A 14167-nucleotide genomic window follows, 5' to 3' on the forward strand; every position below is an offset into this window, starting at 1 on the left:
AGGGTGAACTGATCACAATTTAGGCCAGTAGCTCAATTGGCAGAGCAGCGGTCTCCAAAACCGCAGGTTGGGGGTTCGAGTCCCTCCTGGCCTGCCAAACAACCGCGCCGACCGGGCGCTTCGCTGACATGAATGCACGAGCCGAGACAGGCGCGTCCAAACTGGATACGCTAAAGCTCGCAGTTGCTGTTGCCATTCTAGTGGCCAGCATCTGGGGCTTTTATTTTTTCGCGAACTACTCCCTGTTGTTGCGCGTCATTGTCCTGCTTGCTATTGCGGCGGGATCGATGGCTATCGTGCTGACGTCGGGACCGGGTCGCAAATTGTGGCGTTTTGCCTCGGATTCGCGCATGGAATTGCGGCGGGTCGTTTGGCCCAGTCGCCAGGAAACCATGCAGACCACCTTGGTGGTGATGGTGATGGTTCTGGTCCTTGGCATCCTTCTTTGGCTGTTTGACACCCTGCTGATGTCGATTTTGCGTCTGCTGACCGGGCACGGGGGCTGACGCCATGGCCATGCGCTGGTACGTGATTCACGCCTTTTCTGGCTTCGAGGCTCAGGTTCGACGTTCGTTGCTTGATCGCATCAAACGCGACGGTAAGGAAGAGTTTTTTGGCGATATTCTGGTGCCGACCGAAGAGGTGGTGGAAATCCGTGGTGGGCAACAGCGCAAGAGCGAGCGCAAATTTTTCCCCGGCTATGTCCTGATCCACATGGAAATGACTGACGAGACCTGGCATCTCGTTAAGGACATTCCAAGGGTCATGGGCTTTATTGGTGGACAGGGTGATCGCCCGGCACCGATTCCTGATGCGCAAGCCGAGGCCATCTTGCAGCGGGTGCAGGAAGGTGTCGAGAAACCCAGGCCCAAGGTGCTCTATGAGCCCGGAGAAGTGGTGCGGGTCACCGACGGGCCTTTTACCGATTTCAACGGTGTGGTCGAGGAAGTGGATTACGACAAGAGTCGGGTGAAGGTGTCGGTACTGATTTTTGGCCGTTCAACACCGGTGGATCTGGAGTTTGGTCAGATTGAGAAGGGATGAGCCGAGTGGCTTTAGGAGCCATTGGCTAGCGGCCTAGCGGCCTAGCGGCAGGGCGCGAGCGTGATGGCCGATGCCATCAAGCACTGGCCTTGCAGCCAGACTGGTCCGCCAGATCAGGCTAACTCGCAACAGAAGCGCTTGCCAAAGCAAGTCCAGCGCATATCGGGGAGCCGCCCTAGCGGTTGGCGTTTGCACCCATCAGGAGTAATCATCAATGGCAAAAAAAATATCCGCCTATATCAAATTGCAGGTGAAGGCCGGAGAAGCGAATCCCAGCCCACCGGTTGGCCCCGCGTTGGGTCAGCACGGTGTTAACATTATGGAGTTCTGCAAGGCATTTAATGCCAAGACGCAGGAACTCGAGAAAGGCTTGCCAACTCCGGTTGTCATCACCGTCTATTCAGATCGCAGCTTTACCTTTGTCACCAAAACACCCCCGGCGTCTATTCTGCTCAAGAAAGCCGCTGGCATCGATAAAGGCAGTCCCATACCTAATCTGAATAAGGTTGGCACTGTCAGTCGCGCGCAGCTTGAGGAGATCGCCAACACCAAGATGCCAGACCTCAATGCCGCTGATCTTGATGCGGCAGTGCGCACCATTGCCGGTAGCGCCAGAGCCATGGGTTTGAACGTGGAGGGTGTTGAGTAATGGCCAAGTCAAGCAAGCGCGCACGCGCGATCGCGGAGAAGATCGAGCCGGGCCGCATCTACGAAGCGGAAGAGGCATTTTCCTTGCTCAAGGAAGTCTCAACGGTCAAATTCCGCGAAAACATTGATGTCTCCGTCAATCTCGGAGTTGATCCACGTAAATCCGACCAAGTCGTGCGCGGTGCGGCCCTGCTGCCCCATGGCATCGGTAAGACGGTGCGCGTGGCTGTCTTCACCCAGGGTGCGAATGCGGACGCCGCTACTGCCGCTGGTGCGGATCGGGTTGGCATGGATGACCTGGCCGAGGACATGAAAGCCGGTAATCTCGACTACGACGTCGTCATTGCCTCGCCTGACGCCATGCGGGTGGTTGGGCAACTCGGCAAGCTGCTTGGTCCGCGCGGACTCATGCCTAACCCTAAGGTTGGCACAGTGACGCCCAATGTGGCCGAGGCGGTCGAGAACGCCAAAGCAGGGCAAGTTCGCTTCCGCGCTGACAAGGGCGGGATTATTCACTGCCCGCTCGGCAAAATGGATTTCGAGCCGGTCAAGCTCAAGGAAAATCTTGAAGCGCTGCTCGCCAGTCTGTTGAAGATTAAGCCGAGTGCCGCCAAGGGCATTTACATGAAAAAGGTTACTGTCTCCTCCACCATGGGGCCGGGCCTGACTGTCGATCACAGTGGGCTGAGTTTCTAATCGAAACCCGGCTGCATCACCAAGCTTTGGGGCACCGACGCGCTTCGCGGGTCGGCGGCCGTCAAAGACCGTAGGTGTTCGTGCCCGTGCTTTATCAGGGTTCGGGAGAACTTAATACTATCGCCTGCGCAGACGGTGTGCTGGATCGTGCGAGGATGCCGATGAAGGTGCACCAACAACCTAAAAACCGAATGCATGCAGGGATGTTTGCACTCGGTGCGATGATCGGACTCGGTCTTAACGGCTGGTCCGGTACTAGGAGGTAACGAGAGTGGCGCTGACTTACGCCCAGAAAGAAACGGTCGTTGCCGAAGTCGCGGAGGTCGCGAAAACAGCCTATTCGGCCATTGGTGCCGAGTATCGGGGCTTGACGGTCGCGCAGATGACGGCCCTGCGTGTCGAGGCGCGCAAGGCCGGTGTCTATGTCCGTGTGGTCAAGAATACGCTTGCTAAGCGGGCGTTGGCCGATACCGAGTTTGCCTGTATGAACGACGGTCTACGTGGGCCTTTGTTGCTCGCTTTTGGCCAGGAAGATCCAGGCTCTGTGGCGCGTATTGCCGAGGCTTTCGCGAAAGACCATGACAAGTTCGAGGTTAAGCTGATTGCCATCTCCGGCAAGCTGCTTGAACCAGCGCAACTATCGGCTCTGGCCAAAATGCCGACCTACGACGAGGCGATCAGCCAGTTGATGGCGGTGATGAAGGCGCCAGTGCAGAAACTTGCGGCAACGATCAACGAGGTGCCCAGCAAGCTGGTGCGCACCTTGGCGGCGGTTCGCGACGCCAAAGAGGCAGCCTGAGCACGGGTTTTATTCGCATTGCTTGCCGCGCGTGGCGATACGCGCCCAAGCGACAAACCGGACTTGGTTGCCGCTTTTTGTTGAGCGGACTGATCGATTTCCCCAATTTTTAGGAGAGCCCAGATGGCTTTAACGAACGAAGAAATCCTTGAAGCCATCGCCGAGAAATCGGTGATGGATGTCGTCGATCTGATCGAGAAGATGGAAGAAAAATTTGGCGTGACCGCAGCGGCAGCTGTTGCTGCGGCCCCGGCAGCGGGCGCAGGTGGTGATGCTGCGGCGGCTGAGGAACAGACCGAATTCGACGTGATTCTGACCTCTTTTGGTGCCAACAAGGTTGGCGTCATCAAGGCGGTGCGCGGACTGACCGGCCTGGGTCTGAAGGAAGCCAAGGATGCGGTCGAGGGTGCGCCGACGACCTTGAAAGAGGGTGTTTCCAAGGCTGACGCCGAGGAAGCGAAGAAGCAGCTTGAAGAGGCCGGCGCTGCTGTCGAAATCAAATAGACCAGTAGCTTTCGCGCACACGAAGGCGCAACCTGAGGCTGGTGGCATTTGCCACCGGCCTTTCGCCGTTTGCCTGCGGCTGCCCGTCTTAACGCGGGCGTCCCGGACTGCATTTGGCCAGCCCGGGCCGGAGTCTGATCAAGCCGGAGTCTGATCAAACAGACCCGGGTGGTCAAGCGTTGAGCAGAGAAGTTTGGGCGAAGGCCCAAAGCCAGCGGCAATATCAGGTGCGGCTTGAATACCGAATCGGCTGAGTGAAACCAGAGGAAAGGCAGCATGGCCTACATGTTCACTGAAAAGAAGCGCATTCGCAAAGATTTCGGCAAGAGGCCGATTATTCTGGATGTGCCCTTTCTGCTTGCGACTCAGATCGAGTCCTATCGAGACTTCTTGCAGATCGATAAGACTGCGGCTGAGCGCGCGGATGTTGGCCTGCATGCCGCCTTCGGGTCGGTATTGCCGATCGAGAGCTACTCAGGTAACGCGGTGCTGGAATATGTGCGTTACCGCTTGGGCGATCCGGTCTTCGACGTGCGCGAGTGCCATCTGCGCGGCGCGACCTATGCCGCTCCGCTGCGCGTGCTGCTGCGGCTGGTGATTTACGACAAAGACGCCCCGGCCGGGACCAAAGTTGTCAAGGACATCAAGGAGCAGGAAGTCTACATGGGCGACCTGCCGCTGATGACCGAAACCGGTACCTTCATCATTAACGGTACCGAGCGGGTCATCGTGTCCCAGTTGCATCGTTCGCCCGGGGTCTTTTTTGACCACGATAAGGGCAAGACGCATTCGTCCGGCAAGCTGCTGTTTTCGGCGCGGGTGATTCCCTATCGTGGCTCCTGGTTGGATTTTGAATTCGATCCCAAGGACAACGTTTATGTGCGCATCGACCGGCGGCGCAAGTTGCCAGCGACCGTGCTGCTGCGGGCGCTTGGTTACAGCACAGACGACATTCTGGAGTTGTTTTTTGAAACCGACCGCTTCCATCTTGGAGAGGAGATCGAGTTCGATCTCGTTCCGGAGCGCCTGCGTGGCGAAACGGTCAATTTCGAGATCAAGATCGACGATCAGGTCTTGGTTGAGCCTGGGCGGCGGGTAACTGCGCGCCATATTCGGGAGCTGCAAAAAGCCGGCATTGATCGCCTGACAGTGCCTGAGGATTTTCTGATTGGGCGCACCATCGCGCGCACTCAGATCGATGCCGAGACTGGCGAAATCATCGCCGAGGGCAACAGCGAGATCACGCCTGAGTTACTCGAGGTTCTGCGCGAGAAGGGCATTGCCGAACTCGAGACGCTCTTTGTGAATGATCTCGACCATGGCCCCTATATGTCCGAGACGCTGCGCATTGATACCACGCGCAATGAGCTCGAGGCCCAGGTCGAAATCTATCGCATGATGCGCCCCGGGGAGCCGCCCACCAAGGACGCTGCGCAAAACCTGTTCCATAATCTGTTTTTCACGCCAGATCGCTACGACATCTCTGCCGTGGGGCGCATGAAGTTCAACCGGCGCCTCGGGCGCGAGGCGACCGAAGGCGCCGGCGTGCTCTACGACGGGCGTTACTTCAGTCAGCGCGGCGATACCTTCGCGCAGCAGCTGCATGCTGAAAATGGCGAGACGTCCGACATCGTCGATGCGCTGCGGGTGCTGGTGGAATTGCGCAACGGCCGCGGTACGGTCGACGATATCGACCACTTGGGCAATCGCCGCATCCGCTGCGTTGGCGAGATGGCCGAGAACCAGTTCCGTGTCGGGCTGGTGCGAGTCGAACGCGCGGTCAAAGAACGGCTGTCGCTGGCGGAGTCCGAAGGCCTGATGCCGCAGGAGCTGATCAACGCCAAGCCGGTCTCAGCGGCGATCAAGGAGTTTTTTGGTTCCAGCCAGTTGTCGCAGTTTATGGACCAGAACAATCCCCTTTCCGAGGTCACCCACAAACGTCGTGTCTCGGCTTTGGGCCCAGGTGGTCTGGCGCGCGAGCGAGCGGGCTTTGAGGTGCGCGACGTGCATCCGACTCATTACGGTCGTGTGTGCCCGATTGAAACGCCGGAAGGCCCGAACATCGGCCTGATCAACTCGCTCGCGGTCTATGCGCGCACCAACTCCTACGGCTTTCTGGAAACGCCCTATCGCAAGGTGGAGAACGGCCGGGTGACCGATCAGATCGATCATCTCTCGGCGATTGAGGAAGGTCACTACGTCATCGCCCAGGCCAACGCGACCCTGGACGATGGCGGCCAGCTGACCGATGCGCTGGTGTCCTGCCGCCACATGAACGAGTTCACCATGAAGGCGCCCGAAGAAGTCCAGTACATGGACGTCTCCCCACGCCAGATTGTATCGGTTGCAGCCTCGCTGATTCCCTTCCTGGAGCACGATGATGCCAACCGCGCGCTCATGGGCTCGAACATGCAGCGCCAAGCGGTGCCCACCCTGCGTGCAGAAAAGCCGCTGGTCGGCACCGGCATGGAGCGTGTGGTCGCCAAGGACTCGGGCGTGGTGGTCTGGGCGCGCCGTGGTGGTGTGATCGAGTCGGTCGATGCCGCGCGCATCGTGGTGCGTGTCAATGACGACGAGACTGAAGCCGGTGAGCCGGGTGTGGACATCTACAATCTGACCAAGTACACCCGCTCTAACCAGAATACCTGCATCAACCAGCGTCCCCTGGTGCATCCGGGCGATCAAGTTGCGCGTGGCGACGTGCTTGCGGACGGGCCTTCCACCGACATGGGCGAGCTGGCGTTGGGGCAGAATCTGCGTGTCGCCTTCATGCCCTGGAACGGCTACAACTTCGAGGACTCCATCCTGATCTCTGAGCGGGTGGTGCAGGAAGAGCGCTTTACCAGCATCCATATCGAAGAGCTGACTTGTCTGGCGCGCGACACCAAGCTCGGTCCTGAGGAAATTAGCGGCGACATTCCCAATGTGGGCGAGGCCGCACTGGCGCGTCTGGATGAGTCAGGAATTGTTTACATTGGCGCCGAGGTGCAGGATGGCGACATTCTGGTCGGAAAGGTCACGCCAAAGGGCGAAACCCAGTTGACGCCAGAGGAAAAATTGCTGCGCGCCATTTTCGGTGAGAAGGCGTCGGACGTGAAGGACACCTCGCAGCGCTTGCCCTCGGGCATGGCTGGCACTGTGGTCGATGTGCAGGTGTTCACCCGTGATGGCGTCGAGAAGGACAAGCGCGCGTTAGAGATCGAGGAAATGGAACTCGAGCGGGTGCGCAAGGACCTTGATGACCAACTGCGCATCATGGAGAAGGACACCTTTAACCGCATCGAGAAGATGCTTGTCGGTAAGGTGGCCGACGGTGGCCCCGGCGGTCTCAAGGCCGGTGCCAAGATCACCAAGAGCTATCTGGCGGAAATCACCGATGGCCACAAGCGCGACAAATGGCTGGAAATTCGCCTGCGCAGTGAAGATGCTGCTAGTCAGCTTGAGGCCGTGGCCAAGCAGATCAAGGAGCAGCGCGAGGCCTTCCGCGAGCGCTTCGAGATCAAGAAACAGAAAATCACCCAAGGCGATGATCTGGCCCCTGGCGTGCTGAAAATGGTAAAGGTCTATGTGGCGGTGAAGCGGCGCATCCAGCCCGGTGACAAAATGGCTGGGCGCCATGGCAACAAGGGCGTCATCTCGCGCGTGGTGCCAGTGGAGGACATGCCCTTCAGCGCCGACGGCGAGCCGGTGGATATCGTGCTCAATCCGCTTGGCGTGCCTTCGCGCATGAATGTTGGTCAGGTGCTCGAGACCCATCTGGGCTGGGCCGCCAAGGGCCTTGGTCACCGTATTCAGGCCATGTTGCAGGCGCAAGCCGGGATCGCCGAATTGCGCGGCTTTCTCGATCAGGTCTACAACAGCAGCGGTCGGCGCGAGTCGCTCGATGAACTCTCCGATGAGGAAATCTTCGAGTTGGCGCGCAACCTGCAAGGTGGTGTGCCGCTGGCGACTCCTGTGTTCGACGGCGCCGACGAAGAGGAAATTCGGGCCATGTTGCGCCTGGCGAATCTGTCTGAAACTGGCCAGACGCAGCTTTGGGACGGACGCACCGGCGAAGTCTTCGAGCGCCCGGTTACCGTCGGCTACATGTATATGCTCAAGCTGAACCATTTGGTTGACGACAAGATGCACGCGCGCTCGACCGGTCCTTACAGCCTGGTCACCCAACAGCCGCTTGGCGGCAAGGCGCAGTTTGGCGGACAGCGCTTCGGCGAGATGGAGGTGTGGGCACTCGAGGCCTATGGCGCGGCCTACACCCTGCAGGAAATGCTGACGGTGAAATCCGACGATGTGAATGGTCGTACCAAGATGTACAAGAACATCGTTGATGGCGACCATCGCATGGAAGCCGGCATGCCGGAATCCTTCAACGTTCTGGTGAAGGAAATCCGCTCGCTTGCCATTAACGTCGAACTCGAGCAGGACTGAGGGGCGACTGGCGCTCGATTAAGCGCCCAGCAACTCGCGCTTCGGGCGGGTGACGGCTGTTAAGGCCGCCCGGCCCGGGGACGACCGGATTATCGCATTCAGGAGGTAAGGTCTTGAAAGATCTACTGAGAGTCATTAAGCAGCAGGGTCAGGCGCTAGAGTTTGACGCGATCAAAATCGGCTTGGCATCGCCGGACATGATTCGCTCTTGGTCCTTTGGCGAGGTCAAGAAGCCAGAGACCATCAACTACCGGACCTTTAAACCCGAGCGCGATGGCCTGTTCTGTGCCAAGATCTTCGGCCCGGTCAGCGACTACGAGTGCCTGTGCGGCAAATACAAGCGCCTCAAGCATCGCGGAGTGGTGTGTGAAAAGTGCGGGGTGGAAGTCACTCTGGCCAAGGTGCGCCGTGAGCGCATGGGTCATATCGATCTGGCCAGCCCGGTGGCGCACATCTGGTTTTTAAAGTCGCTGCCCTCGCGTATCGGCCTGCTGCTTGATATGACGCTGCGCGACATCGAACGGGTGCTTTACTTCGAGTCTTTCGTCGTCATTGATCCTGGCATGACGGACCTGACCCGCCATCAATTGCTGACCGACGAGCAGTACCTCGAAGCACTCGAGGCCCATGGCGATGAGTTCGACGCGCGCATGGGCGCCGAGGCGGTCTACGAGTTGCTGCGCACCATCGATCTGGACGCCGAAGTGCTACAGATGCGCGAGGAGATGGAGCAGACCAACTCCGAGACCAAGATAAAAAAGCTGACCAAGCGCCTGAAGCTGATCGAGTCGCTCAAGGTCTCTGGCAACCGCCCCGAGTGGATGATCCTGACGGTGCTGCCGGTGCTGCCGCCGGAGCTGCGCCCTCTGGTGCCGCTCGATGGCGGACGTTTCGCAACCTCTGACTTAAACGACCTCTACCGCCGGGTGATCAACCGCAACAACCGCCTCCGGCGGCTGTTGGACCTGATCGCGCCCGACATTATCGTGCGCAACGAAAAGCGCATGCTCCAAGAGTCGGTCGATGCGTTGCTGGATAACGGGCGACGCGGGCGCGCCATCACCGGCACCAACAAGCGCCCGCTCAAGTCGCTTGCCGACATGATCAAGGGCAAGCAGGGCCGCTTCCGTCAGAACCTGCTCGGCAAGCGTGTGGACTACTCCGGGCGTTCGGTCATCGTGGTTGGTCCGACCCTGCGACTGCATCAGTGCGGTTTGCCCAAGCGCATGGCGCTGGAGCTGTTCAAGCCCTTTATTTTCAGCAAGCTGCAATTGCGCGGTTTGGCCGCGACCATTAAAGCCGCGAAGAAAATGGTCGAGCGCGGCACCCCTGAAGTGTGGGACATCCTCGAAGAAGTCATCCGTCAGCATCCGGTGATGCTCAATCGCGCGCCGACCCTGCACCGCCTCGGTATTCAGGCGTTCGAGCCGGTGCTGATCGAGGGCAAGGCGATTCAGCTCCATCCGCTGGTGTGCACCGCCTTCAACGCGGACTTCGATGGCGACCAGATGGCGGTGCATGTGCCGCTGTCGCTGGAGGCGCAGCTCGAGGCGCGCGCGCTCATGATGGCGTCCAACAATATTCTGTCACCCGCCAATGGCGAGCCTATTATCGTGCCCTCGCAGGACGTGGTGCTGGGACTCTATTACATGACGCGCGAGCGCATTAATGCCAAGGGCGAGGGACTGAAGCTCTCCGGGCTGGTCGAAGCACGGCGCGCCTATGAAACCGGCGCGGCGGATCTGCATGCGCGGGTGAAGGTGCGCATTCGCGAGGTGATCCGTGAGGTTGACGGCGATGAACAGGAAATCACCAGCGTGCGTGACACGACCATCGGCCGAGCAATGGTATGGGAAATCGTCCCCGAAGGGCTGCCCTACGAGCTGGTCAATCAGAACCTGGGCAAAAAGCAGATCTCGCGCCTGATCAACCGCTGCTATCGCGTGCTTGGGCTCAAGGACACCGTGGTCTTTGCCGACCAGATTATGTATCTCGGTTTCCGCATGGCCACCCGCGCTGGTGTGTCCATCGGGCTTGAGGACATGGAAGTGCCGGAGGAGAAGCCGGAGATTCTGGCGGCGGCCGAGGCCCAGGTGAAGGAGATCGAGGACCAGTACGCCTCGGGCCTGGTCACCAATGGCGAGCGTTACAACAAGGTGGTCGACATCTGGTCGCACACCAACGAGCAGGTCGCCAAGTCCATGATGCGTAAGCTCGGTAAGGACAAGGTCAAGGATGCCGAGGGCAAGGAGACCGAGCAGGATTCCTTCAACTCCATTTACATGATGGCCGACTCCGGTGCGCGTGGCTCGGCGGCGCAGATTCGCCAGCTTGCGGGTATGCGCGGCCTCATGGCCAAGCCGGACGGCTCCATCATCGAAACGCCCATCACCGCAAACTTCCGTGAGGGGCTGAACGTTATCCAGTACTTCATCTCCACCCATGGCGCGCGCAAAGGTCTGGCCGACACGGCGCTCAAGACCGCCAACTCGGGCTATCTCACCCGACGCCTGGTCGACGTGGCCCAGGACATGGTGGTACTGGAGGAAGACTGCGGCACCGAGAAAGGGCTCAGCATGACGCCCATCATTGAAGGCGGCGACGTGGTTGAACCCCTGCGCGAGCGTATCCTCGGGCGTGTGGTCGCTGCCGATGTGCTCCAGCCTGGCAGCGATGATGTGCTGTGCGAGGCCGGCACCCTGCTTGACGAGGGCTGGGTTGAACGCTTGGAGATCGAAGGCGTCGATCAGGTGCTGGTGCGCTCGGCTATTACCTGTCAGGCGCGCCTAGGTGTCTGCGCCCAGTGCTACGGACGCGATCTGGCGCGCGGGCATCGGGTCAATCAGGGCGAGGCGGTTGGCGTCATCGCCGCGCAGTCCATTGGTGAGCCTGGTACCCAGTTGACCATGCGTACCTTCCACATCGGTGGCGCCGCCTCTCGGGCCGCTGCTGTCAGCGCGGTGCAGGTCAAGTCGGGTGGGTCAATTCGCCTGCACAACATCAAGACGGTACAGCATCACAGTGGCAACCTGGTGGCGGTGTCGCGTTCGGGCGAACTGACGGTGCTCGATGCTAAGGGCCTTGAAAAAGAACGCTACAAGATTCCCTACGGTGCCACTGTGCGCGTCAATGATGGGGACGAGGTCGAGGGCGGCCAGACGGTTGCGACCTGGGATCCGCACACCCACCCGGTGGTCACCGAGGTCGCCGGGCGGCTGCGGTTCGAGGATTTCATCGATGGTGTGACCGTGCAGTCGCAGGTCGACGAGCAGACCGGTTTGACCTCCATGGTGGTGATTGATCCCAAACAGCGCCCGTCGTTGGGCAAAGACCTGCGCCCCATGGTCATGCTGCTTGGCGAGGGGGGCGAGGAACTGAAGATTGCCGGCACCGATCTGCCCGCGCGTTACTACCTGCCATCCGGGGCTATCGTCAGTGTGACCGATGCGGCCGACGTGGCGGTGGGCGATATCCTCGCGCGTATTCCGCAGGAGTCGTCAAAAACCCGCGACATTACCGGCGGTCTGCCGCGCGTGGCGGACCTGTTCGAGGCGCGCAAGCCCAAGGATCAGGCGCTCATGGCGCAGGCCACGGGTACCGTCAGCTTCGGCAAGGACACCAAGGGCAAGCAGCGCCTGGTCATCACCACCGACGATGGCGAGACGGTGGAAGAACTCATTCCCAAGTGGCGCCATGTTAATGTGTTCGAGGGCGAGCGTGTTGAGAAGGGCGAGGTTATTTCCGAGGGCGAACTCAACTCCCACGACATCCTGCGACTCAAAGGTGTTACCGCACTGGCTGAGTATCTGGTCAAGGAAATCCAGGACGTCTACCGCCTGCAGGGCGTGCGCATCAACGATAAGCACATTGAGGTAATCGTGCGCCAGATGCTGCGAAAGGTGTATATCATCAATGCCGGCGATACTAAGCTGCTGCGCGGCGAGCAGGTCGACTACGCGACCCTGATGGCGGAGAACACGCGTGCCGAGGAAGACGGCAAGCACCCGGCACTCTACGAGCCGCTGTTGCTTGGCATTACCAAGGCATCGCTGGCCACTGAGTCCTTTATCTCCGCGGCGTCCTTCCAAGAGACCACCCGGGTGCTGACCGAGGCGGCAGTGCGCGGAGCGAACGACAGTCTGACCGGACTAAAGGAAAATGTCATTGTCGGGCGCCTGATCCCCGCCGGTACAGGTCTGGCCTATCACAGCGAGCGCCGCCGCCGGCGTGCCGCTGAAATGGCCGGACTAACTGAGCCGCAAGGGACAGAGGGCGTGAGCGAGGAGCTCGAGGCGCGGCTCAAAGAGGAACTTAACGCATCGGCGGGCGAATAGTGCCGGTTTTGGTTGTGCGCTCGGTTGCGGTAATGGATTGCCCGGCGCGGGTTGATTGGGAGATGTTATACCAATCGCGAACTGCTCGTCGGTGTTGGGTCGGGTGACGGCCACGGGGGTCTCGGCGGCCCTTGATCGGATCAGGGATGCCGCCGGGAAGTATTCACGGCGTCCCCGTGGCCGTTACCCGGCTCAGAACGAGCCGAAATCTGAAGGGTTTCGCTTTATCGCCCTGCGGCTTCCCTGGATTCTTAAAAGATGGCGGCCAATGTCATCGGATTGCAACGCAAGAGTTGACAGCCGAAAAGTCCGCTCTTATAATTCCGCGTCTTAGTTGGCCGGCATTCATGCCGGCTTGCTTATTTCCCGATCCCGTCGGCACCTGATTCAGGCGGCTCTGGCGGCTAGTGGCCTCAATCCAGTGGTCTTTTTAAGACAGTGAAAATAGCGGCACTAAAGCGCTCTTTCAACTGGTTTTGGTTTGCTGGCAGGCTTAGTAGTCTGGATGCACCAGTGGTCTGTAGCAGTGGATGCATCGGCGTCGCCCGAGCCGCTTCCAATCTCTGCTCTTGATGTCTGAGGTGCCCGGCACCGCGTCGGATCTTCAAGCAGCCAACTGACCTTTCTGTCGCCGCCCTGCGTGCTGGCAGTCTGGTCGCTTTTGTCGCAGCGCACCGGCTTTTGGCGTGTCGAGTGGCGCGCATATTGGAGAAGTTTTGCATGGCTACCGTCAATCAATTGGTGCGCAATCCGCGCAAGCGCAAGGTTGCGAAAAGCAACGTACCAGCGCTTGAGGCCTGTCCGCAAAAACGCGGGGTTTGCACGCGCGTTTATACCACGACGCCAAAGAAGCCAAACTCCGCGCTGCGAAAAGTCGCGCGCGTGCGCCTGACCAATGGCTTCGAGGTGGCTTCCTACATTGGTGGCGAGGGACATAACCTGCAGGAGCACTCGGTGGTGCTGATTCGCGGTGGTCGCGTCAAGGACTTGCCCGGCGTGCGTTACCACACTGTTCGCGGCACCCTGGATACCTCGGGTGTCGAAAAGCGCCGACAGGGTCGTTCCAAATACGGCGCCAAGCGGCCGAAAGGTTAAGGTCGATTGCCGGCTGACCGTTCGCATTACAACTGATCACGACATTGTTATCGAGAGTAAAGAGCTCGCGGCTTTCGAGCCCGCGCTTTTGAATCCGGAGTCACGTTCTCATGCCCAGAAGACGCATTGTTGCTCGCCGCCAGATTCTGCCGGACCCCAAGCACGGGAGTGAGTTGCTTGCCAAATTCATCAATATGGTGATGGAAGACGGCAAAAAGTCGGTCGCCGAGCGCATTTTGTACGGAGCGCTCGATCAGGTTGCTGCTAAAAAGGGTGGCGAGCCTTTAGAACTACTCGATCAGGCGATGGAAAACGTCCGGCCGGTCGTCGAGGTGAAATCCCGACGCGTCGGTGGTGCGACCTACCAGGTGCCGATTGAGGTGCGCCCGTCGCGTCGCAACACGCTCGCCATGCGCTGGCTGATTGACGCATCGCGCAAGCGCTCGGAGAAATCCATGGCGCTGCGTTTGGCCGGGGAACTCATGGACGCAGCCGAGGCGCGCGGCACCGCCGTAAAAAAGAAAGAAGATACCCATCGTATGGCGGAGGCCAACAAGGCTTTCTCCCATTATCGCTGGTAATTGATCGCCAGAACCCCTGGCTTTTGGGCCACTTGGCT

The 14167-nt window shown here is 59.5% G+C and carries 10 protein-coding genes and 1 tRNA gene; all 11 read left to right on the top strand.

Features of this window, described 5'->3' with window-relative positions:
* Nucleotides 1–21: 21 nt before the first annotated feature.
* The 11 genes from Thiofri_RS08815 (at nt 22) to rpsG (ending at nt 14129) form a co-directional block, all read left to right on the top strand.
* Nucleotides 22–97, top strand: a tRNA-Trp gene (locus tag Thiofri_RS08815).
* A gap of 31 nt (nt 98–128) precedes the next feature.
* Complete coding sequence (gene secE, locus Thiofri_RS08820; RefSeq protein WP_009148300.1) at nt 129–506, top strand: preprotein translocase subunit SecE; 378 nt, start codon at nt 129–131, stop codon at nt 504–506.
* Between the two features lie 4 nt (nt 507–510).
* A complete protein-coding gene (nusG, locus tag Thiofri_RS08825) occupies nt 511–1044 on the top strand; it encodes a transcription termination/antitermination protein NusG (RefSeq protein WP_009148301.1) in 534 nt (177 codons plus the stop codon).
* 214 nt (nt 1045–1258) lie between these two features.
* Nucleotides 1259–1693 carry a 50S ribosomal protein L11 gene (gene rplK, locus Thiofri_RS08830; protein WP_009148302.1) on the top strand — a complete coding sequence of 145 codons (435 nt, stop codon included), beginning with the start codon at nt 1259–1261 and terminating at the stop codon, nt 1691–1693.
* Nucleotides 1693–2388, top strand: a complete 696-nt coding sequence (gene rplA, locus Thiofri_RS08835; RefSeq protein ID WP_009148303.1) for a 50S ribosomal protein L1 — start codon at nt 1693–1695, stop codon at nt 2386–2388. Before rplK ends, rplA begins: the two co-directional genes overlap by 1 nt.
* Nucleotides 2389–2659: 271 nt before the next feature.
* Complete coding sequence (rplJ, locus tag Thiofri_RS08840; RefSeq protein WP_009148304.1) at nt 2660–3187, top strand: 50S ribosomal protein L10; 528 nt, start codon at nt 2660–2662, stop codon at nt 3185–3187.
* 123 nt (nt 3188–3310) lie between these two features.
* Nucleotides 3311–3691, top strand: coding sequence for a 50S ribosomal protein L7/L12 (gene rplL, locus Thiofri_RS08845; RefSeq protein ID WP_009148305.1), 381 nt, complete (start codon nt 3311–3313; stop codon nt 3689–3691).
* A 276-nt stretch (nt 3692–3967) separates the two neighbouring features.
* Nucleotides 3968–8119 (top strand): DNA-directed RNA polymerase subunit beta, encoded by a 4152-nt coding sequence (rpoB, locus tag Thiofri_RS08850; RefSeq protein ID WP_009148306.1) that lies wholly within the window; start codon nt 3968–3970, stop codon nt 8117–8119.
* A gap of 113 nt (nt 8120–8232) precedes the next feature.
* Entirely contained in the window at nt 8233–12453 is a 4221-nt protein-coding gene (gene rpoC, locus Thiofri_RS08855; protein ID WP_009148307.1) for a DNA-directed RNA polymerase subunit beta', read from the top strand.
* Between the two features lie 720 nt (nt 12454–13173).
* Nucleotides 13174–13548 carry a 30S ribosomal protein S12 gene (gene rpsL / locus Thiofri_RS08860; protein WP_009148308.1) on the top strand — a complete coding sequence of 125 codons (375 nt, stop codon included), beginning with the start codon at nt 13174–13176 and terminating at the stop codon, nt 13546–13548.
* A gap of 110 nt (nt 13549–13658) precedes the next feature.
* The gene (rpsG, locus tag Thiofri_RS08865) at nt 13659–14129 is read left to right on the top strand and encodes a 30S ribosomal protein S7 (protein ID WP_009148309.1); all 471 of its coding nucleotides are present in this window, start codon (nt 13659–13661) and stop codon (nt 14127–14129) included.
* The last annotated feature ends 38 nt before the right edge of the window (nt 14130–14167 follow it).

This window comes from Thiorhodovibrio frisius (assembly GCF_033954835.1).
Taxonomy (GTDB): Bacteria; Pseudomonadota; Gammaproteobacteria; order Chromatiales; family Chromatiaceae; genus Thiorhodovibrio; species Thiorhodovibrio frisius.